This window comes from Ignatzschineria sp. PL_is040, assembly GCF_055813795.1.
The window spans coordinates 776084-800997 of record NZ_JBVPGU010000001.1 but is presented as its reverse complement, the minus strand read 5'-3'; the positions used below and the strand labels follow the sequence as shown (position 1 = coordinate 800997).

The following is a 24914-nucleotide window of genomic DNA, read 5'->3' as shown; positions in this document are numbered from 1 at the left end:
ATTTTCTATACTGTATAACCTATATAACCTTCAGTTTAACGTGAGGCAAGAGTCTAATTGCTATGCATGATCCATCTACTTCTCCTTATCCTATTTTAGATCCTCAAACGGTTCCTATTACCGGCAATATGATGATAGAAGCCTCAGCCGGTACAGGAAAGACCTATACCATCACGCTTTTAGTCCTGCGTCTGCTCTTAGGACTCAATGATGATAAAGATGCGAAAAAGCTCCCTGAAATTTTAATCGTCACCTTTACCAATGCGGCAACAGCAGAGCTTAAAGAGCGAATTTATAGCCGTATTATTGAGTTAAAGCATGCTTTTTTACAACATATGGTGGGTGGGGATATCGCTGATTCAGCGCTTTTAGCGTTGGTTGAGGCCTATTTAGAAAAGAGAAATACCCCATCATACTCATACTCATATGCAGATGACACGTATGACACGTATGACGGGTATGAAGCGGGAAGTGAGGGGCTCTATCGGGAGCAAGGCTCTCTCTTTGATGATGAGGTAGTAACGGATACTCCTCAGGCAGAACGTTATCAATCCGCCCTTAATCTTCTTATTGAAGCGGAAGGTGCGATCGATCAGGCAGCAATTTATACGATCCATGCGTTTTGCCAACGTCTCTTAAAGGAGAATGCGCTCGATTTAGGGCAGCCTTTCAACTTTGAATTAGAAGAGGATCTCTCCCCTTATTATCGAGAGGCAATCTACCATTTTTGGCGTGAAGAGTGTTACCCGCTCTCTTTCGAAGCGGCTAAAACGGTACAAGCCATCTTTGGTATTCCGCTAGCTCATGAGATACGCGACCATCGTTTTTTTCAGCGGAAAGGACTCAATCTTTTAGATAAAATTTTACCATTATTGCGTGATCCCTCTCTGATACAGACCGATCTTTGGCAAGGAGAGAAGTGGGAAGAGATCGATCATCTTCAGCAACTGCTCGATAGGGTTCGATCAGAGGTTGAGGCGATGAAGGCGGTGATTCGTAGCGATTTCTCTCATGATGATTTTATTGATCTTGTAAATTTAGTCGGTCTTAAGAAACAATCTTATCGTACCGATCTGATTAAGAAGTATCATGATGCTTTAATGCGTTGGGTTGAGAGTGATTCGATTCTCCCCTTCCAAGATCAGGATAAGTTTTCGTTAGCGCATATGGAGAGCCGCTTGATGAAGGGGGGAGATCTCCGACGTATGCCGGAAAAACTCTATCAGCTCTTTATGGATCTGGAGTCTCTGCATGCGATCTCTACTATCTGCTATCATTACGCCGGCAGTAAGGTATCAGCAATCTTACAACAGATGAAGCAAGAGGCTCATATCTTAGGCTTTGAGGATCTACTCTCGCAACTTGACCAGAAGAGTTTAACAGCAACAGAAGGTTTCTTAGAAGCTCTACATCTTCGCTATCGAGCCGTTTTAATCGATGAGTTCCAAGATACGGATCATCAACAATTAGCGATCTTTCGTCGCCTCTTTTTTGATTATCCTGAGATTCCTTTTGTGATGATAGGAGACCCAAAGCAATCGATCTACCGTTTCCGTGGGGCAGATATCCACTCCTATTTAGGTATTAAAGAGCATATTGAAAAGATCTATACGCTCAATACCAACTACCGTTCAGGAGAGCTGCAGGTCGCCGCTGTTAATCGACTCTTTGGTCTAAGAGCTGCGATCAATCCACCCTTTATTGAGAAAGATATTCCCTTTATTGAGATTAAGACGCCATCATCGGCAGCATCTTCCAAATTGATCCTACCTCATCGACCAGATGCTGGAATGACCTTTTTAGAGTATCGATCGGCACCGACTGAGGTTGAGCATGAAGAGAAGAAGGCTGCTAGTCGTGTGAATAATGGTGATTTTAAAGATCAGATGGCAGCGGCAACAGCTGAGGAGATTGCAAGGCTCTTAAAAGAGGGGCAGTTAGCGAGTGAAGAGGGCTCGCGCGCGATATCACCAGAAGATATCACTATTCTAGTTCGCTCTGGCAGTGAGGCGGATATACTCCGTAAAGCGCTGCGCAGAGTAGGGGTGAATGCAGTCTATTTGTCAGAGAAGAGCTCAATTTTTGATGCCGGCAATAGTATCGCCCTTGATCTCTACCTCTTTCTCTATACCTTGCTCTTTATGCATGATCGTAAAAAGGTGATGCAATCGGTCGGTTCCGTGCTCTATGGTTTTTCTGTAGAGGAGTATGAAGCACTGATGAGTGATCCCGATGCTTTTGAGAAGCTTCTGACAGAACGTTACCAATTACGGGAGATTTGGGAGAAGCAGGGGGTTTTAGCGATGATCCGAACCTTTATGGTGCGGGAGAATCGTCTGGCGAAACTCTTAATGCTAGAGGATGGCGAGCGGCAAGCGAGCGATCTATTTCATTTGGCAGAGATATTGCAACGGGAATCCTTTAGTAATGGGGAAGCATTGCTACTCTGGTTACATGACAAAATTTTTAATGTCGAAGGTCGGCAGCAGGAGAAGATCCGGCTTGAGAGCGATTTTAAGACCCTACAAATTATGACGATTCATAAATCGAAGGGGTTAGAGTTCCCGATTGTCTTTCTTCCTTTTGCACTCTTTAAAGGGCGTGGTGAAAAGGAGGGGATCTATATCGATGCGACAAAAGAGCGTCGTTATATCTATCCTGAAGAGTGTACTCCGGAGATTGAGCGTTACTTTCTAAAGGAGAATTTAGCGGAAGATATTCGGTTACTCTATGTCGCTTTAACACGAGCAAAGTTTCATACCTATGTGGGCTTTACCCGAGCATTAGATAAAAAGGCGTATCAAGATAATGCGCTCTCTTATCTGATGGGGATCGGGACTAAAGAGGAGGATTTAGCGCCCTTTTTTGAAGCGGGAATTTCACATCAGATCTTTTCAGAAGAGGAGCTGAATGATCCACAAATGATTCGTGTTAATTTGATCACCGAAGCGCAATCTACACCTGTGCCGGCACAATTTAAGCGTCGATTAGCACCTTTATGGCGTTTTACGAGTTTTTCCAATCTCTCCTATAATGCAAAGAGTAGCACACCCATTCCACAGCTGTTAGATGATGAGGTTGAGTTTGAACAGGCAGATATTGAGAGTGATCATAAGGGAGAAGAGCCGCCATTATCGTTAGAGCGATTCTCCTACTTTCCAAAAGGAGCGATCACCGGTAATTTTATTCATGATCTCTTAGAGCGTTATCAACCTACTCAATTAGAAGATCGCGAGCTTCTCACCCGACTGATTGAGGAGAATTTTGCACATCTTGTGCCAGTATCTGATCTCCCACATTTAGTTGAAGAGCTACAACTCTGGCTTGATTCTATCTTTCATGCGGATCTAGCGCTCTCTCAAAATTTAAGGGAGATCTTAGAAGGGAATCAACAGGTACGAGAGCTAGAGTTTATCTTTCCTATTACTCAGCGGATCGATGCGCAATCGCTTAATCAACTTCTTGATCAGCAGCCGACAAGAGCGTTAAAGAGTGCATTAGACTTTGAGACCTTAAGTGGATTTCTTCGAGGGTTTATCGATCTCTTCTTTGAAGTGGATGGGAAGTTTTATGTCGCCGATTATAAGAGTAATTATCTTGGACCATTGCCGGAGAATTACGATCAATCTACGATGCAGCACTCAATCGATCATGCCTATTATGATCTTCAATATCTTCTCTATACCGTGGCAGCTGTAAAGTTTCTTCAAAATCAGCGTGCAGATTTTGACTATGCCCGTGATTTTGGTGGGGTTTACTATCTCTATCTTCGGGGAATGGTGCCAGGAGGCAGAAGTGGAATCTATTATGTTAAGCCGGATTATGCTTTAGTTGAGGCGTTAATAGCTCGGTTAGGGTTAGAAGAGGCAGAGGAGATCTAAAAATGATGAGCGATAGATTGAGTCAAAAAGAGAGAGCACAAGAAGAGAGAGTGCAAGAAGAGCGCGCGCGGGAAGATGTCGTGGTAGATAGAATGCCGGCATTATCCTATTTTCAACAGCTCTTTCCAGAGAGTGAGGCTTTAGAAGAGCAACTAGAGCAGTTGTTGGAAAGCGGTAGCATGACCGAGGAGGAGCGTCGTACTTTAGCGCGATCTATGAAATCCCTACTACAAAAGTTAGTTGAGCGGCACTATTTAAATCATATCGACCTCTATTTTGCTGATTTTATAGGGCAAAACAGCCCGATAAGCTTTCCTCGACATTGGCTTGGTTACACCTTTTTACTACTGTTATTGAGTCGTGCTTATGGTTATGGTCATACTGCACTTCCCGTTACCCATCTTTACAATCCTAAACAGTGGTTTCAGGAGGTAGAAGATCCTGCGAGAATGGCGATTATCTCTGGATTTGTCTCTCTGCTGTTAGGTACGAAGAGGCTACGAAAAGCGCTGACAATATCGGAAGAGCAGGTGGCGCTAGCACAATTTTGGCAAACAGTATTAGAGTCGATCGATCTTCCGCTTGTACGGGTGGGAGATATCCTCTATCTCGATCGTAACTATGAGCAGGAGAGCGTTATTATCGACTTCTTTGCTCAGGATCGTTCAATCGCTTTAAGTGATAGAGAGGTCTCTTTTTTAAAGGAGCGCCTTAATTACTATTTTATGGCTGAGAAGAGTCATCAAGCGAAGGGAGAGAGTGAGACTTGTCTCAATTGGCAAAAATTTTCTGCCGCGAATGTTCTCTTAAATCGACTCTCTGTCATTTCAGGGGGCCCCGGAACAGGAAAGACCACCACTGTTTTTAAGATTGCGCAGATCTTGGTGGATCTCCACTTTATGCAGCGTGAGTCTCAAGGGTGTAAGCAGCCTTTTACCATTCTCTTAACGGCACCTACAGGGAAAGCTGCGGCGCGTCTTTCGGAATCGATTTTAGGGCAGATTCGTGCTCTACAAGCAGAAATCTCCACATTGCCAGAGGAAGAGGAGCGCTTGATTCGAGAACGATTAGCGCTCATTCCTTATAGTGGGCAGACTATTCATCGTCTTCTTCGAATCGATCCGCTCACGCGAAAGCCCCATTTTGATCGTTTTAACCCTTTGAGTTTCGATCTTCTTGTGGTGGATGAAGCATCTATGATTGATCAGCAGATGTTAGTACAATTGATTGAGGCATTGCCGGAGAAGGGGCGAGTAATCTTTTTAGGAGATAAAGATCAACTTGCATCGGTAGAAGCGGGGGCCATTATGCATGAGCTCTGTGCGAAGGAGAATTATTCGCCCGATCATTATGAGCAGCTTCAACATTTAATTGAGGAACCTTTGACTGATGTGCCGGTCTTGCCCCATTGTGCTGCTTTTAATTATCTAAGTTTTCTGAAGAAGAGCTATCGTTTCCGTGATGATTCGGCATTAGGTGCATTAGCACGGGAAATTAATCATGAGGGGGATAGTGGGGCAGAGGCCCGATATCAACGGGTTGACTCTCTCTTTAAAAAGGTATCATCTCCACTTGATCTGCAAGAGGGAGAAGGATCACTTTTTTGGAGCCAACTACCCGCTATTCCTACTGAGTTGGAATTCTATTTTAAAGCGGCTTATAGCGATTATTTAACCCTTTTGCCTAAAGGAAGAGGAATCGAGTTTGCGGAAGAGGCTTTTAAACTCTTTAATCAACTTGGCGTCTTAAGTGCAAGAAGAACGGGCGAGTATGGGGCGGTCGCTTTGAATGAGTTGATACGAAAGACCCTTTTTCCAAAACTTTATTCTCGAGAGTTTTTTCATGGATTACCGATTATGGTTACCCATAATAGTATCGATCATCAACTTTTTAACGGTGATATAGGATTAATTTTAGAGAATGAGGAAGGAAATCTACGGGCTTATTTTGAAGGGGTCGATTCCGCACGGGTCTTCTCAATTCATGCACTGCCGAAATTTGAATCTGCATTTGCGATGACAATTCATAAATCGCAGGGGAGTGAGTTTCAGAAAGTGATGCTCTTTTTAGGCGATGATCCTTCGCGCTTTTTAACAAAAGAACTCTTCTATACGGGGGTTACAAGGGCGCGATCATCTGTACATCTCTTTGCCAGTAGTGCTGCGCTTAAAGCAGCATTAATGGGGAGAGTCGATCGTTATAGCGCAATTCATGATAGACTGTCTCAAGCGATTTTAAGATTGTCGTAGAGAGTTTCTCTATTAAAATAGGTGTGATCGCAAGGCAATGAATTATCAATAGATGCACCAATAATAGATCAGTAGATATATCAGTAGATACAGATATAGAAATAGAAGTAGAAACAGAGATAGAAACTGCGATAGAAAAATAAGGATTATATGGCGAAAACAGATCAGTTACAGGAGTTAAGAGAAGCTCCCATTAAAAAATTGTTGTGGAAATACTCACTCCCTGCAATTATCGGCAGTAGTGTGGCAGCACTCTACAATATTATCACCCGATACTTTGTTGGAAATGCCGAGTATCTCGATGATCATGCATTGAGTGCGATGGGAATTGCACTTCCGGTTATGACCATGATTGCCGCCTTTGGGATGTTAGTGGGAGCGGGTGCGGGAAGCCGAATTTCGATCTATCTCGGTAATGAGGATTATGATCGGGCAGAGTCTGTTGTCGGGACCTCTCTTCTTCTCACTTTAACGATTACTTTAACGGTCTCTTACGGCATGTTTCTATTTCTCGACCAGTTAGTCTATCTCTTAGGGGCTGATGAGTTTACCTATCAATATACTCATGATTTTTTACGCTACTTTCTTCCCGGCGCAATCTTCTCTAATCTCTGTTTTAGCTTTAACAATATGATGCGCGCCTCAGGGCATCCGCGAAAAGCGATGTATACTATGTTGCTAACGCTATTGATCAATCTTATTTTAGCGCCACTTTTTATCTATGTTTTAGAGTGGGGGATTAAAGGTGCCGCTATCTCCATTGTGCTCTCGATGGTGGTGGGAACTATTTTTGTGATGACGCACTTTATGAGTCGCTCAACACTATTACGGTTTCGATTTGCAAAGATTCGTTACAACTGGTCTATTACGAAAGCGGTGCTAAGTATCGGGATGTCTCCCTTTATTATGAATGTGGTCTCAGCAGCTATTATCTTTATCATGATTCGTCAGGTAAAGGTTTATGGGGGATCGATCGGTGTTGCGGCTTATACGATTGCTAATATCACCTTAATGTTAGTGGTGTTAGTACTTTTAGGGTTAACGCAGGGAATGCAGCCTATTGTGGGGTATAGTTATGGTGCGGGTGCATTTGATCGTTTAAGGGAAGCGCTTCTTTATACCATTAAGGTTGGTATCTGTATCGGTTTGATCGCCGCTATTATTGGGGTCTTTTTCCCGGCATTGGTGGTAAAACCCTTTAATCCTTCTGAAGAGTTGGCATTAGTGACAATGAGCTCAATTCGAATTGTGACCATACTCTTTCCGCTAGTCGGCTTTCAGATGGTAGTGACAATCTTCTTTCAGAGTATTGGGATGGTCGGGCACTCGATCTTCTTAAGTTTAAGTCGGCAGATTATCTTTCTGATTCCAGCGCTCTTTATCTTGCCAAGTTTAGTTCCTCATTGGGGCTTTCCTGAAATTGATGGTGTTTGGGCAGCTATTCCAACTGCTGACTTTCTTTCAGCATTCTTGGCTGGATTGCTCTTATGGTTACAATTACGTGAGTTTAAAAAGATGAGATTAAGGGGGGAGATCAATGAGAAGGGATAATCGAACGAGTAGAGATAATAAAAATGTGAGCCGTAATAGCGTCGTAGATGAGAAGCATCTCTCTTCAAAAAAGGGGAGTGGGCGTAAGATTCTCAATCGTGACTTTCAGAAGATGAGCTATTCGAGAATGATCTTCTCCGGTTTAGGTAATTTAGTACTACTGGTGATCTGTTTTTGGATTCATTGGAGCCTTGGGGTTCTCTTTATGATCTTCTGGCTCTTTATCCTTCCCTATCTTGATATGCGACGCCTGCGCCGTTATGAGGCAGAAAATCCCACGCCTCTTCCATCGAAAGACTCTTTTGATGATACCGACTTTGTAGGTGGGCAGGGAGAGCGTGAGGAGGAAGATCGCTGGAGATCATGGGATGATTGGGATGCATGGGTTAAGGAGTCAGATGCTCACTCAAGCGGTGAAGCTGAAGGTAAAGAGGGGAAGCGTGATTCAGAAGGTAAGAGGGAATCGGTTGAACAGATAGAAAAGGGGCGAAAGTAATCAGCCCCTAAGTACTCTTTCTTATAGTTGTTTCTCTCTTATGGTCATTTCTCTTATAGTGATTTGTGCTATCGATAATCCTTGGTAGATTCACTACTCTCTACTCATAGACCTCTAATTATAGATTATAGGTCCTCATTCATTGATTCCTACTGATAGATCTCTTCATCATCCATCTCTTCCATCTCGATCGCTTCAATCTCTTCAATGGCGCGAATTTGATCTGCACTCATAGGCGAATCATTTTCGTTGATCTCTTCAACCTCTTCGATAAAGAGCTCTTCGTTATAAGCAGCGCAGTGAGCAAACCCCTCTTCAAATCGAGGATCATCAATTTTTTCCATCAAATTCTCAATAAAAGGGAAATCGGACTCTTCAATATTGGCATAGGAGAGTTTGCCACTGAGTGCCACAATTAAAAACTTCTCTTCTCGTTTATCAAGAGAAATGGTGGGAAGGTTATCCCGATAGACATTAGCGACACATTGGCAATAATCATCGTTGGCGATCTCCTCTTGTTGGCAGTAGAAAAGATATGCATTTGCAATTCGATCGGCAGGAGTCTCCTTCACTTTCCCTTTTGCTTCTGTAGTAGAGAAGAGTGATAGGAGCGTGATGAGAGTTAAGAGAGTCGCTTGTAATGTTGATCGAGTTATTAATCGAGCTAACGATGCCATCATAAATAGATCCTTATCTAAATTTCACCCTAGTCAGTTGTTTATTATCATTATTGTTTAATGCTAATATTAATGCCAATATTACTCTAATTTCCGCGCTGATTATAAGATCACCCCATTATGATCATCTCATTATAAAACCTGATCACTATAACGCCTTTAACTTAAAGGGTTTATTAAAATCCCTGTTCAAATCTCTATTAAAAAATCCACGAAAAACTTCATTAAAACTTCATTAAAACTTCATTAAAAAATTATTAAAAAGTTTTGTGGAATGTTTCTATTAGGTGCAACTTAATCTGGCAGTTCGATTTAGTGTAGTCGATTGTATCAGCGATCGCAATGTGAAGCAGTTGAGTACGTTATTTCTGCTTGAAGGTTTTGATTGCCGTCTCTTTAGTGATTTTATCAGCCAAGACTAAGATCTTATAGGATCGTCGCTTCACTACGAAATTTCATTACGAGTCTTTATTACGAGTCTTTATTACGAATTCTCATTATAAGTTTTTTATAATAAATACTACACTATAAACGCTTTATGATGAGCTCTTTATGACGAACATCTTTGTGGTGAGTAATTTGTGAGGCGTTCTTCCTTATGACTTCTCTTTTTCATAAAAGCTTTCGATCTCTGCAATCGGTTTTAAGCGCATAATCCCTTTATCTACAGCAATGAACGAATGGGAGAGAAAGAGTGCTTCTTTCACATTGTGGGTCACATAGAGAATCGGAATGTTGAAACGATCGGGGATCTCAATAAGGTAACTTAAAATCTCCTCTTTTCTGGCTTGGTCAAGTGCTGAGAGAGGCTCATCCATTAACAAGATATTAGGGGAACTCAGAAGAGCACGACCGATAGAGATTCGTTGTTTTTCTCCCCCTGAGAGATAAGCGATTCGTTTTTTGAGAAGAGGTTTAATTCCAAGAAGGGTCACAATATCTTCAAAGAGTAGATCATCTTGCGCTTTCATCCCATAGTGAAGATTTTTTTCAACAGAGTAGTGGGGAAAGAGTGTTGGATCTTGAAATACATAACCGATACCCCGTTTATGAATCGGGAGGGAGATCTTCTTATTGGTATCTAATATAGTTTTATCGTTGATCTCAATAACGCCTTCTTGAGGTGTCATCTTGCCGGAGATAAAGTTAAGAAGGGTGGTTTTTCCAGATCCTGATGGCCCGAAGATGGAGGTGATTCCTTTAGGGGGAAGTGTCAAATCAGCTTGAAAAGTAAAGTCTTGGAATCGATGGGTAATATCTATTTTAATCATAAGATGGTGACTCTTGTTTACAGGTCCAATTGAATGAATGCCAAGAATTTATGCCAAACCTAAGCGCTTTTTATGGGCTCGCTGAAGTGCTTCAGAGAGAATAAGCGCAACAAAGGAGATCGCAATGGCGATAATACAGAGCCGCATTGTCTCAGCTTCTTGGTTCGGTGTTTGGATAAGGGTGTACATCGCTAGTGGTAATGTTCTTGTCTCTCCCGGAATATTAGAAACGAAGGTGATCGTTGCGCCAAATTCTCCGAGTGAACGAGCAAATGCGAGGACAACGCCGGCAATAATTCCCGGCATTGAGAGGGGGAGTGTTACGGTAAAGAACATCTTAAGTCGTGATGCACCAAGGCTACGAGCTGCAAATTCTAAATTGCGGTCAATAGATTCAAAACTGATCCGTATTGCACGAACTAAGAGGGGGAAAGAGACTACGGCAGAAGCAAGTGCCGCACCTTTCCAGTTAAAACTAAAGGAGATACCAAAAACTTGATCGATCCATTTTCCAACATAACCATTTTTACCCATGGTAATCAGAAGAAGATAACCGATCACCACAGGGGGAAGAACGAGTGGGAGATTGATAAAGCTATCGAGGATCGTTTTCCCTTTGAAGTTTTTTCGGGCAAGTATCCAAGCGCATAAAATGCCGATCGGAAGGCTTGCTGCAATAGCGACACCGCCAATTTTAAGACTTAATAGAATGATTGACCATTCATACTCTGATAAAAACATCAATAGAGTCCTCTAGTTGAGTTAACTTAAGATGGAAATGGATGATAGAAATCTTGTTAAATCTCATTGTCGAGATACGATAGGGGTGCAAGAGATTATAGAGAATGGGAGATCATAGATATATAGATAGATATAGAGATATAAAAAAACATATTCACATAGGTTAAGGGGGACCTATGTGAATATGTAGGCTCTACCAGCAATCAGAGATGATTTTAAAGAGAGACCCTAAATGCATGGTATTTTTTACTGTTCATCCCATCTTATTGTTTGATTAACCCTGCTACTATTGTAGAGCAGGGCTTAGGAGAACATTAATATTGATTATCTCTACAAGTGTCTCACCATCTTTTGAGATCACTCTCGTATCGATCCCTTACTTTTTCGTAGGTACGGCAAAGCCATACTTTTTGAAGATTGTTGCCGCATCATCACTTAAAAGATAGTGATAGAAACCTTCTACCGCAGGATTTGCCTTATCTTTTATGATTGCGATAGGGTACTCAATAGGCTCATGAAGATCCTCAGGGAAAGTTGTGACAGTTTTAACCTTTTGGCTAATACTTGCATCAGAGGAGTAGACAACCCCTAAGTCAGCCTCTTTAACCTCAACAAGAAGAAGAGCTGCACGAACGTTTTGTGCTGCTGCAACTCTTGGCTCAACTGTTTTCCAAACACCTAATTTCTCAAAAGACTCTTTTGCATAGAGACCTGCCGGAACATGGTCAGGATCGCCTAGTGCGATACGAGTTTTTGCCAGCGCATCTTTCCAAAACTCATTGGATGAGAAGTCAACTTTATACTCAATAGGATTTTCATTAAATGTAATGAGCGCCAACTCATTTTTTACAATATTGGTGCGTGTTGAATTATCGAGAAGATCTTTCTCCTCAAGATAATTCATCCAGCTCTGATTAGCGGAGATGAAGATATCTGCCGGTGCGCCTTGCTCAATTTGGCGTGCTAAGTTAGAAGAGGAGTCATAGAGTGCTTCAATCTCATCCTTTTTATCTTCTTTTTGGTAGGCGACTTTGATCTCATCGATTGCATTTTGTAATGATGCTGCAGCAAAGAGCGTGATATTCTCTGCGCTAGCGAAGACGCCAGTAGTTGCCAAGATTAGGGTGAGTGCTGTTTTTTTGAATTTTAACATAGTATTCCTTAAGAACATTGAATAGGTGATTAAAGATCGGATTCTCCGACAAACTCTTTTTCTATGAGGTTCTCTCTATGGGTGAATAATCTGTTAAGAAAGAGGCGATAGATGAAATAATTAGATAATAAGACTAATTAAGACTAATTAGAAATAGACCTATTAGAAATAATACGATTAATTATCACTATTAGTAATTACCCAAAGTAACTAGATGAAGAGATTGAGGATCCTATCTATCAGCTATTTAGGAGATCTACCTTTGGGAATCGGGACTAAAGAATTGCCACTAAGGGTCTCTATTAAAGGTGAACTTAAGATTCAAAGAGAATTTGCCTTCATGGATTGGGGTATAATGTGCTGATAAAAATGAGCATAAGATCAATAAGCGTGTTAAAAACAGTTAATGATCACCATACATGTTTATTTATCATGTTTATTTATTAGTAATCGATAGAACATTACTGATGATCGAAGATTATTGATGATAGCTCACATATTACTAATTACAGATTGCAAATTATAGATTACTAACCTATTACGTAAAAGATTGAGGCAGAGAATGTTAAAAGAGCAAGCACCTAAATTATTATGGCAACACTTCATGGAGATGAGTGCAATTCCTCGTCCCTCTAAAAAAGAGGAGAAGATTCGCACTTTTTATAGAGATTATGCGGAGCAGAAGGGGTTTGCTTATCGTGAAGATGAGATCGGTAATATTGTGATTGAAAAGCCGGCAACACCTGGATATGAAGATGCGCCGAAAATCATACTGCAGGGCCATATCGATATGGTTTGTCAAAAACGGGAGTCGAGCGATCATAATTTTGATGAGGATCCGTTACAACTACAGGTGAAAGGTGATTGGCTCTATGCGACGGATACAACTTTAGGGGCCGATAATGGTATTGGTGTTGCGGCAGCGGTTGCTATTTTAGAAGATGAGAGCGCAGATCATGGGCCGTTAGAGGTGCTTTTAACGGTAGATGAGGAGCAGGGAATGGGAGGCGTTCGCCATCTTCAGCCCCATTGGCTTCAAGGGGAGTATCTATTAAATCTGGATAGTGAAGAGGAAGGTGTCTGTATTGTTGGTTGTGCCGGTGGCGTTGATATTGTTCTGACAAAGCCGCTCCATTTTGATCAAGAAGCGCGTGGCCTCTTTTATGAAGTGGTTATTGAGGGGCTGCGTGGTGGTCACTCGGGGATCGATATTGATCAAGAATTAGGGAATGCTAATCAACTTTTAGCAGAACTTCTCGTTGATTATGCGCATCAATCAGCACTTCGTTTAGCTCTTTTTGAAGGTGGGACATTACGCAATGCGATTCCTCGTTCAGCGCGAGCAGTTGTCGCTATTCATGAAGCGCATAAGGCTGACTTTGAGGCGCATCTTAAGGAGAGAGAGGAGATCTTTAAAGAGCGTTTTAAAGGTATTGATGAGGGCGTTGCGATTCGTCTGACAGCAGTTGACTCTCAAGCGACACTCGATGCCGAAAATTCACAAATGCTTTTAAATCTACTGCTACTGCTCCCGAGTGGTGTTATTCGACGCTCAACGGAATTGCCCATTGTTGAGACAAGCTGTAACTTAGGAGTTGTCACCATTAATGAAGAGAATGGTTTAATGGCTGAGTTATTAGCGCGGTCAATCACTCATCATGGTGTCGACCAAGTTCGTTCACGGGTAAAGGCATTAGCGATCATGGTTGATGCATTTATGGAAGAGGGAAATGATTATCCTGCATGGCAACCCAATTTAGAATCGCTTCCATATCTCAAATTACTAGAGGTCTATCGTGAACAGACAGGCGAGTCGATGGAAGTCTCAGTGATTCATGCTGGATTGGAAACGGGATTATTAGGGGAAAAGTATCCACAATTACAGATGGTGAGCTTTGGTCCTACAATTAAGGGAGCGCACTCACCAGATGAACGGGTCAATATTCCAAGTGTAGCCCGTTTTTATGAGTTGCTTAAAGCATTACTGAAATCGTTAAAATAGAGACATTATAGAAAGGGCGTTAAAGAAAGGGTATTAAAGAGAGATTAAAAGGCGCTAACCACGCGGTATTAGGATGTACACTAAATAAGTAATTAATCATTGAATCATTGAGTTATTGAATTATCAATAGATAGTAGAAGGAGAGGACAAGTTATGAGCGAATATAAGAAGGTCTATGATTTTGATCAGATCATCAATCGTCGCAACAACAATTCCGATAAATGGACAGCTTACTCAAAAGAGATCCTACCGATGTGGATTGCTGATATGGATTTTAGAGCCGCAGATGAGATTATCGATGGGCTTGTCGCAATGTCACAAAAAGGGGTCTACGGTTATGGAAAAGTGAGACCTGAGCGCCTATTAGAGGCTATTGTCTATCGTTTGCAGCGCCTTTACGGATGGACTATCTCCAAAGAGAGCATTGTGATGTTACCAAGTTTAGTGACGGGTTTTAATATTGCCGCAAATATGGTTTATCGTCGCAATCCTAATGCACACTACCTCTACCATACGCCGGCATACCCTCCTTTTATTGCAATTGAGCAGAATGTCGGAACAAAAGGGATCGGTGTTCCTCTAAAAGAGATTGTAGAGGGAAATATTATTCGCTATGAGATCGATTTTGCATTGATGGAAGAGATGGTGACGCCGGAGACTGAGATCTTAATGCTCTGTAACCCACAAAACCCATCAGGGCGTGTCTTTACGAAGGAGGAGCTATTAGAGATTGAACAGTTTGTTATTAAGCATGATCTTTTAGTCCTTTCTGATGAGATTCATGCTGAGCTTGTGTGGGAGGGAGAGCATACACCATATGCAACTCTTTCAGAAGATGCCAAAAATCGTACAATTACTCTAATTTCTGCAAGTAAAACCTTCAACCTTCCCGGTCTAAGTGGTGGTTTTGCAATTATTGAAAATGATGCGTTACGTGATGAGTACCATAAAGCGATGATCGGGTTAGTACCGAGAATGAATGTTTATGCAATTAAAGGGGCGGAACTTGCTTTCGATTATGGGGATGAGTGGTTATCGCAGCTCAAAACATATCTGATTGCCAATAGAGATCATGCTGTTGCAGAGCTCTCTAAAATAGAAGGATTGCGCTTAGTTGTTCCTGAAGCAACATTCTTGCTCTGGCTCGATTTTAGTGATACTGCTCATAAAGATGAGGCTTATAGACGACTCTTAGAGGCGGGTGTTGCCTTAAATGATGGTAAAACCTTTGGTGCGGCTGGTAATTATGTTCGCTTAAACTTCGGAACGTCGAGAGAACTCCTTGATAAGGCAATTGCCATTATTCAAGAGTCATTAAAGTAGTAGATAGGCAGATATGGTCCTCAACATTTTGATTTTAAAGTGGTTTTAAGTCTTTAAGTCTTAATAATAAAATTGAGAAGAGATAGGGGCAAAATAAAAAATAGTTTTGCTTCTTTTATCAAAAAACTATCTCAATAAGCGCTAGATTTTCATAGTAGTTGCTGATGTCGATATAAAGCTCTTTTACATATAGTAAAAGGGCTTTTTTATTGGGGTTATTTTTTAGCCTGAATTTTATATTTTCTTGTAAAGAGTATTGCAAGCCTTTTTTGATTATTTTTATATTTATTATTTTATGATTCTAATTAATTTTAATTGGTTTTCATTGATTTTTATTGGACTAATGAGTTTTTACCAACCCTATACAAACAATTACATTGTTATAAATAACTTTAGGATAAAGTTGCTATTGTGTTATGGGTGTTATTAATACTTATTTAATAGGTATAGTGTGGATATAGAGTAAATTTTTGCTTATTTTTAGGCTTTTTTGAAAGGATGTTGTCATGATGTTGAGATTGTTGACTTAACTTTTAGCTTTCCAATTATCAATGCTTATTCTTGAGATTTTGTTGAATTTTTTGAGAAATTTTAGTGGATGTCATTTTAATTGAAGCGTTATGTTAATTGTTTTTTAGCTGTTAAATTTTAATTTTTTGATTCTGGATTTCCTCTTTATTTATATATCTTCTTAATCAATTAACAAGTAAGAGATAAGTAAGAGAAATCTGTTTTTAGATCGTAACCTACCAGAGATAAACCTCAATTTAAGGTGCTATATCTGGGACAAGGGTTCAAAGCTAGACTTCGAGCTATTAAATTATAGTGATAGTTTCAAGTTGTGGGATTACTAGAGGTAGAGATTTATGAAAACCAGTCGAGAAACTCACCATCATCTATTAGAGGAGGCTACTTTAGAGGACTCAGTAGAACTCAAGGTAGAGGAGGATGATGGCGCTGATGAGGTTGAGTTAGAGGGAATCGATGAGTTTGAACGCATTTTACAAAAAAGTGATGATCAATTTCGCGGAACAGATGATCTTCTTTATCGTTATTATGTCGAAGTAGGACGCTATCCTTTATTGACGGCTGAGGAAGAGAAAAAATATGGTCTTTTAGCGCAAAAAGGGGATAGAGAAGCTCGCAATATTTTGATGCAGAGTAATCTTCGTCTTGTGGTGATGATTGCTCGCCGGCAGCAACGACAAGGAATTGATCTTCTTGACCTTATATCAGAGGGGAATTTAGGGCTTAATCATGCTATTGAGAAGTATGAGGCAGATCGTAATTACCGCTTTTCCACTTACGCTGTCTGGTGGATAAGACACTATATTAGTAGTGCAATTATGAATCAGAGTCGAACGGTTCGCGTTCCTGTGCATATTAATAAAGCGATAGCAAGATTGGTCAGGATTGCAAAGGAGTTAGCTCAGAAATATAAAAGAGAGCCTACCATCAAGGAGCTTGCAAAAGAGAGTAATTTAACGATCTTTGAGGTGATGAATCTCTTAGCAGATAATGAAGCAATTTTTTCGCTTGATGCTTTGATTACACAAGAGGGTGATGGACAGGACTTTCATCATATTATTCCAGATCAAGAGAATGTTGATATCCCTGATCACCTGATGAAATTAGAGAAGTTTTCTATTTTGGAAACCTTACTAGAATCCTTGGAAGAGAAGGAGAAGGCGGTGATTAGCTATCGTTTTGGTCTCAATGGACGGCGACAAAAAACACTCGATGAGACAGGAGAAAAGCTCTCCTTAACGCGAGATCAAGTACGTTATCTTCAGATGAAAACTTTAGAGAAAATGCGATCTATTTTAAAAGAACAAGAGGTGGAGATGGAGGATCTGCTCTTTGAATAATCTTTCTTAAATCTTATTGTAGATATCTCATCGCTTAAACCTATCAATCGTTCTTAGTTATACTCAATTTAAGTTGTATAAGCTGTATCTAAGAGTCTTGTCTAACGCTGTGGGTAATATTGAGACTTGAAATCGTAAAATGAATCCCCATTCATTCACAGTAAGCTCTCTCTTTGGAGAGTTAAAAATGCGTTTTCGCAAAACATTCTAAGTATCAGAAGCGAAGGAATCATGTTATAATGATCCGCTTAAAAATATAAAGCCAGCGGTAGCGCGTTTGTCCGTGTACTTATTAATTGAGGGTGTCATTCTAAGTTATGAGCAATCAGTCAGATCAAAAAAAGCAGGATCAGCTAAAAAAAGAGCAAATTAAAAAGCTTATCGCTTTTGGTAAAGAGCAAGGATATCTTACCTATGCTGAGGTTAACGACCATCTTCCAAAAGGAATGGTAGACCCTGAGCAGATCGAAAGCATTATTGCGATGATCGAAGATATGGGGATCTCTGTGCATGAAGAGGCGCCAGATGAAGACACTTTAATGTTAAGTGAAAGTGTTGATAGTGACGACGCGGTTGAAGAAGCAGCGGAAGTATTAGCAAATATTGATGATGAAGAGATCGGACGTACAACAGATCCTGTTCGCATGTATATGCGCGAAATGGGAACGGTCGATCTATTAACGCGTGAAGAAGAGAAGCAGATTGCGATCCGTATTGAAGAGGGAATTCAATCTTCTCTTAATTCTTTAGCACTCTATGTGCCGGCAACTTATCACCTGATCGACTCCTATCACGAGGCGATCAAGGAAGAGGGGCGCATCACCGATTTAGTTGTAGGTTTCATCGATCCTAGTTTCTTCCTTGAAGATGAGGAGAAAGAGGATGAAGAGGTTGAAGTTGAAGATACAGCGACGGGGCCCGATCCTGAAGTTTTAGCGACAAAAATTGCAGAACTTCAAGCGATTGTAGATGAGCTAAATGCAATTAAAGAGAAAGAGGGAGCAACGAGTAAATCGGATCGTATTAAAGAGGTAAAAGCATCTTTACGTGAAAAATTCCTCGAATTTCAGTTAGCACCTAAATTTCAAACAGAGATGTATGACCGCTTACGTGCGACGATCGATCGTATTCGTCCATTAGAACGTAAGATTATGCAGATCTGTATCAGTAAAGCAAAGATGCCGAGAACTGAGTTTTTAAAGATCTTCCCAAGAAATGAAGCTAATAAAGCGATCTTTAAGGATGATATCTTTAAGCGTAAGGCGAAATATGTAGAAGCACTTGTAGAGTATGATAAATATATCTATGAGTATCAAGATCGATTAGCGAAGATCGAGCAAGAGACAGATCTTACAATTTATGAGATTAAAGAGATCAATCGTCAAATCTCCATTGGAGAAGCGCAAGCTCGTCGTGCGAAGAGAGAGATGATTGAAGCTAACTTACGCCTTGTGATCTCTATTGCTAAAAAATATACCAATCGTGGATTGCAATTCCTTGACTTAATTCAAGAGGGAAATATCGGCTTGATGAAGGCGGTCGATAAGTTTGAATATCGTCGTGGTTATAAATTCTCTACCTATGCAACTTGGTGGATTAGACAGGCTATTACTCGTTCAATTGCAGACCAAGCGAGAACTATTCGTATTCCAGTTCATATGATTGAGACGATCAATAAGCTCAATCGTATCTCTCGTCAGCTACTTCAAGAGTTAGGTCGTGAAGCAACGCCTGAAGAGATCGCAGAAGCGATGGGTGAGACGGAAGAGCGCGTTCGTAGAGTTCTTAAGATCGCACGTGAGCCTGTCTCTATGGAGACGCCTGTTGGTGATGATGAAGATTCAAGCCTTGGAGATTTCATTGAGGATGTTTATGCAGTATCTCCTATTGAGTCCGCAACAGATGAGGGCTTAAATGAAGCAACCCGTGAGGTATTAGATACCTTAACTGCACGTGAGGCAAAAGTTCTTAGAATGCGTTTCGGTATCGATATGAATACCGATCATACGCTTGAAGAGGTGGGTAAACAGTTTGATGTAACGCGTGAGCGTATTCGTCAGATTGAAGCAAAAGCATTACGTAAATTGCGTCATCCTAATCGTTCAGAAGGACTTAAGAGTTTCTTAGATGCGGATTAGATCTGATCGATCTATCTAGATTATCTGTTAAGAGTATCTGATTGATTCTAGAGCTCTTATACAGGATAAGAGATATAACCCCCCGAGCTATTATTTGAGTGATACTCGGGGATTTTTATTTCTTCTATTAATCTTCTATTAATTTCTTCCGTTAAGGTTGAATATAAATATAAAGAGAAGCATTTTCTGCAGCAGTCATTTGTAATAGTCATTTGTAACAGTTATTTTCAATAGCTACCTGCAATAGTTATTTGTGATAGATATATTGCAAAATATTCTACATTTTAGAGATAAGAGCATGAAGAGTATCAAGTTTTCTGTAGCCCCTATGTTAGATTGGACCGATCGACATTGTCGTTACTTTTATCGAGTGATGAGTAAAGAGGCGCTACTCTATAGTGAGATGGTAACAACGGGAGCAATTCTCTATGGTGATCGCGATCGGCATCTCTATTTTGAAGAGGCGGGACCTGTAGCTCTGCAGTTAGGCGGATCGGATCCAGAAGATTTAGCAAAAGCGGCTAAGATCGGTGAAGCATATGGTTATAGTGAGATCAATCTCAATTGTGGTTGTCCCTCTGATCGTGTTCAAAAAGGGAGCTTTGGCGCTTGTTTGATGGCAGAGCCTGATCTTGTTGCCGAGTGTTATAGTGCAATGGCTGAATCGACCTCATTACCGGTAACGATTAAAACACGTATTGGGATTGATCATGAAGAGAGTTATCAATTTCTAGCAAATTTTATTGATAAGGTGAGCGACAAGGGTTGTCATCACTTTATTTTGCATGCACGTAAAGCATGGCTATCAGGTCTTTCACCTAAAGAGAATCGTGAGATTCCTCCATTAAATTATGAGCGAGTCTTTGAAATTAAGCGGAATTATCCGCATCTTGAGATTGCGCTAAATGGTGGTGTCCAAGATTTAGCACAAACAGAACTTCTTTTAGAGAGTGTTGATAGTGTTATGGTCGGACGCTCAATCTATCATAATCCTTACCAGATGGCGCATGTTGATCAACAAATTTTTGAGATTGATGCGCCGATTAAAAGTCGTTATGAGATTATAATGGAGATGGAGCCCTATATTACGAAACATATCAATAGTGGCGGGCGGTTGAATCATATTGTTAAACATATGTTGGGATTATTCCATGAAGTTCCAAGAAGCCGGCTTTGGCGTCGCTATTTAAGTGAGAATATGCATCGGGAAGGGGCTGACTTTCAGGTTGTATTGGATGCTTATCGACAGCTAAATGCATAATTTTTTGCTATTTTTCATAGATTCATCACACTTTTTTAGTATATTAAAAAAGATTGAAATAAAATAAGTTAAAATCAACAAAATGAATATAACAGCAGGCTTTAAAAGCGATATTGAAATTTGATATTAAATTTGATATTGAAGTTTGATGTTGAGGTTTAATATTGCGATCGATGTTGAAGTCGATGTTTAAATGAATAGTATTAGGTTAATGACGGTATGATCTTGGATATCTGAATCGATATTGTTAATAACCGCTCCCCAATTCCGATAGAAAAGGATTTATTATGAAGAAGCAGATAATTGGCTATACACTCTCATTAGCGCTCGCAGCAGGAGGTGTTGGTTATAGTGCTCCCCTCGATCTCTTTGAAGAGAACTATGAAGCTATCAATAGAGCATTGGTCGGTCCTGGGGTTATCTCTCAGTTATCAGATTATGGTATTGAGATTGAAGCGACAACAAAGAGCGAAAATGTTGCAGATTTTACTGCAGACCTCCTTATGGATTTTGGTGGTACTCCTAATCAAGTTCTTAAAAGTCAGGAGAGAGGGGAAGTTGTCTTTACAAATTATGCTGAAGGGCAGGGAGTTGCAACAATTCTCTCTAAAGCAAATATTGCTCTTTATCAAGAGGAGGAAGATGCAGATTCCATTCTCTTCTTAAAAGCGGAAAATGTAGAGCAACAGGGGCAGATTGATCAAGAGAATGGTCAATATAAGTTTAATTATCGTTATCCTAAGTTGATCCTGTTCAATGATGAGGGCGTAGTTGAAGTCGCGACTGTAAATGAGATCAATCTTGAGGGTATTTATGGTTTTAGCCAAAATTTTGAAAAACGCGATAGTGTCAATATTGATTACAAGTCCGGACAAATTGTTATAAAGCCAGAAGGCCGAGATGAAGCTTTAGTTACCATCGATGGAAGTAATGGTTATTGGGTTGAGAATAATGGCGAAAAGGTACAGAAGTTTCTTTTTGAGCTCAATAAAATATTTGTAAAAGAGAGTGATGAAGATCAGCCCTTCAGTGAGATCCTAATGGATCGATTAACCTATGCGGCTGGTGCTGAGTTGATCGATGAAAAGCCCTATATTCATGGTCACTTTGGTATCGATAAAATTGAGGTGAAAGTTCCTGCCTATGAGCCGGCAGCATTACCTTTTGGTGATTTTAATCTCAAGTTGCAGTTAACAGAGTTAAGTGATGATCTTTTTGAGAAGTTGGAAGTATTACGACTAGATGAAGCAGATACTCTTAATGAAATTTTAGTCAATAGCTCATTTAAGATGAGTGACTTTGTCGTTCCAGGAAGCCGGCTAAATATCTCTATTGCCGGTGATTTAGATGAAGATCATGCAAAGATGGATCTCTCCATTATGCCAAATGCGGCCTTTATTGAGAAAGTTTCAACGCTCAATTTAGAAGATCCTGATGCATTTTCAGAAGCTTTCTCAGGATTGACATTCTTTGAATTTGTTAACCAATATATTGATGATTTAGTGGTAAATGTAATGATTGATAAGAGCTACTTTATCAATCTAGGAAGCAATGTTTTGTTGAGTCAGGGAGAAGCTGACAATCAGGAAGCGGCAAAACGTCAAATGAATGAGTTCTATAAAGAGTTTATGGTGCTTGCAATGGTTATTAATAGTGGCATGCCGGTCATTGAATTTTCACCACAAGGAATTAGTTCTGATATTCGCTATAATGGTGGTGTGTGGAGCGTGAATGGCCAGGAGATCGATCTAGAGCTCATCGCTTCAATGTTTAGTGAATAGTATTTAGCGTTTTAATAGTTGAGATGGAGGGAGGCGCGAGTCTCCCTTCTTACTTTGTAAAAGAGAGGAAAAGATGAAAGCAACAATTCAAAATGATGTTAAAGATGCAATGCGTGCAAAAGATCGGGAGAAAGTAACAACTCTACGAGCCATTTTAGCAGAGATTCAGGAAGCAGAATTGCAAAAACGTGGTGAGGGTCTCTCTGAAGCAGATTATTTAACGATTCTTAATCGAATGGTTAATCAGCGTCGAGAATCGATCGATCAATTTAAAAAAGCAGATCGTACCGATTTAGTAGAGAAAGAGGAAGCGCAGTTAGTACACATTATGCCTTATTTACCAGAGCAGCTCTCTGATGCAGAGATTGTGGCCATTATCGATGCGGCAATGGCAAAATTGGAAGTGAATGATATGAGCGGTATGGGAAAATTGATGAATGCTATTCGCCCAGAACTTCTTGGAAAAGCGGATATGGGTGCTGTAAGCGCTTTAGTGAAGAGTCGTTTAAGCTAATCTTTTGATCCTATCTATTTTATTGAGAGCAATCTACTGTATTATTGGAGTAGATTGCTTTTTGTTAATGATCATTTAGATCCGATTAGATCCGCATTAGATCCGTAAGGATGCAGCATTTATACAGGGTTTATACAGGATTTATAAGTTTATTGGATCTATTAGAATATTGGATTTCTAGTTGCTTCAGAGGGAATGATAAGTATGAGTCGTGGTAAAGGGTTTATTCCTCGAGATTTTATCGATCAATTAGTTGCAAGGGCAGATATTGTCAGTGTGATTAATCAACGCGTTCCATTGAAGCGAGCAGGTAGTAATTATAAGGCTTGCTGCCCTTTTCATGATGAAAAGACCCCTTCATTCACAGTGAGTGAGCCCAAGCAGTTCTACTACTGTTTTGGTTGTAATGCGAGTGGTAGTGTTTTAGATTTCTTGATGGAATATGAGCGATTAGAGTTTGTTGAAGCAGTTGAAGTTCTTGCGCAGATTGAGGGTTTAGAAGTTCCTTATGAGAAGCGTAACACAAGACCCAAAGAGGTAATTAAACGAGAGAGAGGGCTGCTTGAGATTATGGAGCTAGCCCAATCCTTCTATCAACAAGCTCTTAAAGAGGGGGATGGTGCAGAAAGAGCGATCCAATACCTTCAAAAAAGAGGTTTAACAGGTGAAGATGCAAAAAAGTTTGCAATAGGATTTGCGCCGGTCGGTTGGAATAATTTAATGACAGCCCTTATGCGAGAGGGGATTTCGGAGTCGCTTCTTTTAGAAGCAGGACTCTTGAGTGAGTCAGAAAATCAGCGACGCTATGATCGTTTTCGAGATCGAATCATGTTTCCTATTCGCAATCGGCGGGGTGAGACGATCGGTTTTGGTGGGCGAATTTTAGATCAGGGAGAGCCTAAATATCTCAACTCACCCGAAACTCCTATTTTTCATAAAGGAGAGGAGGTGTATGGTCTTTATGAGTTGCGCAAGTATCAGCGTGATTATGAGGAGATTATAGTTGTTGAAGGTTATATGGATGTCATTATGCTCTCTCATTATGGGATTGGGAATGCTGTTGCAACATTAGGAACCGCAATTGCATCACGGCAGATCGAGCTTCTCTTGCGCTATACATCTCGTTTAGTCTTCTGTTTTGATGGCGATCGAGCTGGTATTGCTGCTGCACATAAAGCGATGAATGAAGCCTTGCCGGTGATTGCTGCAGGTAAAGAGATCTCATTTCTCTTTCTACCAGATAATGAAGATCCCGATAGTTATGTCCAAAAAAGTGGGACAGAAGCCTTTTTACAGTTGATTAAAGAAGCTGAACCTCTCTCTAAATTCCTCTTTGATGCTGCAGAGCGAGAGGTCAATATGGGCTCTTTTGAAGGGCGCTCCCAATTTTTAGAGAATGTTGGTGAAAAAATTAATAGTATGCGCGATATCCCGCTTCGGGATTTTTTGCGAGCAGAACTTGGTCGAAGAGCGAATCTTTCGGCGGGAATATTGAATCGTTACGTTAGAGAGGGGAGACGTACGCCCCAGCGCCGACATGTTGATTTTAGTGCAGGACTCTCTCTAATTGAGCGAATTGTTATTCTGCTTTTAACTAACCCGGCATTAGGACGAACTCTTCAAGGAATGCATTTTCTACTTGAAAGCGATGATTTAGAGCAGAACCATCTTTATGAAATTATCACGGCCATTCAAGATTACCCGCATCTTGAGAGTGCGGCGCAGCTCATTTTACATTTTCAAGATGAGCCATGGAGTGATTGGCTCCGAAATCTGGCTACACAAGAGCTTTTAATCTCAGAAAAGTTGCAAGAGAGTGAGTTAAAAGATCTTCTCAGGCAATTAACAAGAGGTGAGAGCCCACTTAAAAAGGTCTTGGCAAAATTACAAAATAGTGAGCCCTTAACTGAGGATGAGCTAGTACTTTTAAAAAACCCTTTAGGTTAGTTTTAATAGAATGCATTAATTATTTTAATATGATAAAGAGTTTTTATTATTATTTTTAGTT

General features: G+C 40.5%; 16 protein-coding genes. 12 read left to right on the top strand and 4 right to left on the bottom strand.

From position 1 onward, the window contains the following. Positions 1-62: 62 nt before the first annotated feature. The 4 genes from recB to AC0SAP_RS03330 all read left to right on the top strand — a co-directional run bounded on the left by recB (position 63) and on the right by AC0SAP_RS03330 (position 8177). A complete protein-coding gene (gene recB, locus AC0SAP_RS03345; protein ID WP_473382929.1) occupies positions 63-3881 on the top strand; it encodes an exodeoxyribonuclease V subunit beta in 3819 nt (1272 codons plus the stop codon). A gap of 2 nt (positions 3882-3883) precedes the next feature. Further along, positions 3884-6130, top strand: a complete 2247-nt coding sequence (gene recD, locus AC0SAP_RS03340) for an exodeoxyribonuclease V subunit alpha (protein ID WP_473382927.1) — start codon at positions 3884-3886, stop codon at positions 6128-6130. A gap of 150 nt (positions 6131-6280) precedes the next feature. Continuing rightward, positions 6281-7681, top strand: a complete 1401-nt coding sequence (locus tag AC0SAP_RS03335) for an MATE family efflux transporter (RefSeq protein ID WP_473382926.1) — start codon at positions 6281-6283, stop codon at positions 7679-7681. After that, positions 7668-8177 (top strand): hypothetical protein, encoded by a 510-nt coding sequence (locus AC0SAP_RS03330; RefSeq protein ID WP_473382925.1) that lies wholly within the window; start codon positions 7668-7670, stop codon positions 8175-8177. Before AC0SAP_RS03335 ends, AC0SAP_RS03330 begins: the two co-directional genes overlap by 14 nt. 149 nt (positions 8178-8326) lie before the next feature. Here the strand turns inward: AC0SAP_RS03330 and AC0SAP_RS03325 are convergent, their stop codons facing one another. The 4 genes from AC0SAP_RS03325 to modA form a co-directional block, all read right to left on the bottom strand. Further along, complete coding sequence (locus AC0SAP_RS03325) at positions 8327-8857, bottom strand: hypothetical protein (RefSeq protein WP_473382923.1); 531 nt, start codon at positions 8855-8857, stop codon at positions 8327-8329. 593 nt (positions 8858-9450) lie between these two features. Next, entirely contained in the window at positions 9451-10125 is a 675-nt protein-coding gene (locus tag AC0SAP_RS03320) for a molybdenum ABC transporter ATP-binding protein (RefSeq protein WP_473382922.1), read from the bottom strand. Positions 10126-10173: 48 nt separating this feature from the next. Beyond that, positions 10174-10866: a molybdate ABC transporter permease subunit gene (gene modB, locus AC0SAP_RS03315; RefSeq protein ID WP_094566949.1), complete on the bottom strand. Its 693-nt coding sequence runs from the start codon at positions 10864-10866 to the stop codon at positions 10174-10176. A gap of 376 nt (positions 10867-11242) precedes the next feature. Next, positions 11243-12019, bottom strand: a complete 777-nt coding sequence (gene modA / locus AC0SAP_RS03310) for a molybdate ABC transporter substrate-binding protein (protein ID WP_233146763.1) — start codon at positions 12017-12019, stop codon at positions 11243-11245. A gap of 562 nt (positions 12020-12581) precedes the next feature. Here modA and AC0SAP_RS03305 point away from each other — a divergent pair. The 8 genes from AC0SAP_RS03305 (at position 12582) to dnaG (ending at position 24853) form a co-directional block, all read left to right on the top strand. Then, a complete protein-coding gene (locus AC0SAP_RS03305) occupies positions 12582-14021 on the top strand; it encodes an aminoacyl-histidine dipeptidase (protein WP_473382921.1) in 1440 nt (479 codons plus the stop codon). Positions 14022-14174: 153 nt separating this feature from the next. Next, positions 14175-15344, top strand: a complete 1170-nt coding sequence (locus AC0SAP_RS03300; protein ID WP_286480698.1) for a MalY/PatB family protein — start codon at positions 14175-14177, stop codon at positions 15342-15344. An 866-nt stretch (positions 15345-16210) separates the two neighbouring features. Continuing rightward, complete coding sequence (locus tag AC0SAP_RS03295; protein WP_473382919.1) at positions 16211-17212, top strand: sigma-70 family RNA polymerase sigma factor; 1002 nt, start codon at positions 16211-16213, stop codon at positions 17210-17212. A gap of 317 nt (positions 17213-17529) precedes the next feature. Beyond that, positions 17530-19350 (top strand): RNA polymerase sigma factor RpoD, encoded by a 1821-nt coding sequence (gene rpoD / locus AC0SAP_RS03290; RefSeq protein WP_473382918.1) that lies wholly within the window; start codon positions 17530-17532, stop codon positions 19348-19350. Between the two features lie 298 nt (positions 19351-19648). Further along, the gene (gene dusA, locus AC0SAP_RS03285) at positions 19649-20611 is read left to right on the top strand and encodes a tRNA dihydrouridine(20/20a) synthase DusA (protein ID WP_473382917.1); all 963 of its coding nucleotides are present in this window, start codon (positions 19649-19651) and stop codon (positions 20609-20611) included. A 287-nt stretch (positions 20612-20898) separates the two neighbouring features. Further along, positions 20899-22392 (top strand): hypothetical protein, encoded by a 1494-nt coding sequence (locus AC0SAP_RS03280; RefSeq protein WP_473382916.1) that lies wholly within the window; start codon positions 20899-20901, stop codon positions 22390-22392. A gap of 73 nt (positions 22393-22465) precedes the next feature. Further along, positions 22466-22906, top strand: coding sequence for a GatB/YqeY domain-containing protein (locus AC0SAP_RS03275; protein ID WP_286480667.1), 441 nt, complete (start codon positions 22466-22468; stop codon positions 22904-22906). Between the two features lie 204 nt (positions 22907-23110). Next, on the top strand, positions 23111-24853 hold the full coding sequence (gene dnaG, locus AC0SAP_RS03270; protein ID WP_473382914.1) for a DNA primase: 1743 nt from the start codon (positions 23111-23113) through the stop codon (positions 24851-24853). Positions 24854-24914 lie beyond the last annotated feature (61 nt).

What these genes read in the sequence shown, in the direction of transcription:
- recB (WP_473382929.1), top strand. Translation starts at nt 63, where the DNA reads ATGCATGATCCATCTACTTCTCCTTATCCTATTTTAGATCCTCAAACG.
- recD (WP_473382927.1), top strand. Translation starts at nt 3,884, where the DNA reads ATGATGAGCGATAGATTGAGTCAAAAAGAGAGAGCACAAGAAGAGAGA.
- AC0SAP_RS03335 (WP_473382926.1), top strand. Translation starts at nt 6,281, where the DNA reads ATGGCGAAAACAGATCAGTTACAGGAGTTAAGAGAAGCTCCCATTAAA.
- AC0SAP_RS03330 (WP_473382925.1), top strand. Translation starts at nt 7,668, where the DNA reads ATGAGAAGGGATAATCGAACGAGTAGAGATAATAAAAATGTGAGCCGT.
- AC0SAP_RS03325 (WP_473382923.1), bottom strand. Translation starts at nt 8,857, where the DNA reads ATGATGGCATCGTTAGCTCGATTAATAACTCGATCAACATTACAAGCG.
- AC0SAP_RS03320 (WP_473382922.1), bottom strand. Translation starts at nt 10,125, where the DNA reads ATGATTAAAATAGATATTACCCATCGATTCCAAGACTTTACTTTTCAA.
- modB (WP_094566949.1), bottom strand. Translation starts at nt 10,866, where the DNA reads ATGTTTTTATCAGAGTATGAATGGTCAATCATTCTATTAAGTCTTAAA.
- modA (WP_233146763.1), bottom strand. Translation starts at nt 12,019, where the DNA reads ATGTTAAAATTCAAAAAAACAGCACTCACCCTAATCTTGGCAACTACT.
- AC0SAP_RS03305 (WP_473382921.1), top strand. Translation starts at nt 12,582, where the DNA reads ATGTTAAAAGAGCAAGCACCTAAATTATTATGGCAACACTTCATGGAG.
- AC0SAP_RS03300 (WP_286480698.1), top strand. Translation starts at nt 14,175, where the DNA reads ATGAGCGAATATAAGAAGGTCTATGATTTTGATCAGATCATCAATCGT.
- AC0SAP_RS03295 (WP_473382919.1), top strand. Translation starts at nt 16,211, where the DNA reads ATGAAAACCAGTCGAGAAACTCACCATCATCTATTAGAGGAGGCTACT.
- rpoD (WP_473382918.1), top strand. Translation starts at nt 17,530, where the DNA reads ATGAGCAATCAGTCAGATCAAAAAAAGCAGGATCAGCTAAAAAAAGAG.
- dusA (WP_473382917.1), top strand. Translation starts at nt 19,649, where the DNA reads ATGAAGAGTATCAAGTTTTCTGTAGCCCCTATGTTAGATTGGACCGAT.
- AC0SAP_RS03280 (WP_473382916.1), top strand. Translation starts at nt 20,899, where the DNA reads ATGAAGAAGCAGATAATTGGCTATACACTCTCATTAGCGCTCGCAGCA.
- AC0SAP_RS03275 (WP_286480667.1), top strand. Translation starts at nt 22,466, where the DNA reads ATGAAAGCAACAATTCAAAATGATGTTAAAGATGCAATGCGTGCAAAA.
- dnaG (WP_473382914.1), top strand. Translation starts at nt 23,111, where the DNA reads ATGAGTCGTGGTAAAGGGTTTATTCCTCGAGATTTTATCGATCAATTA.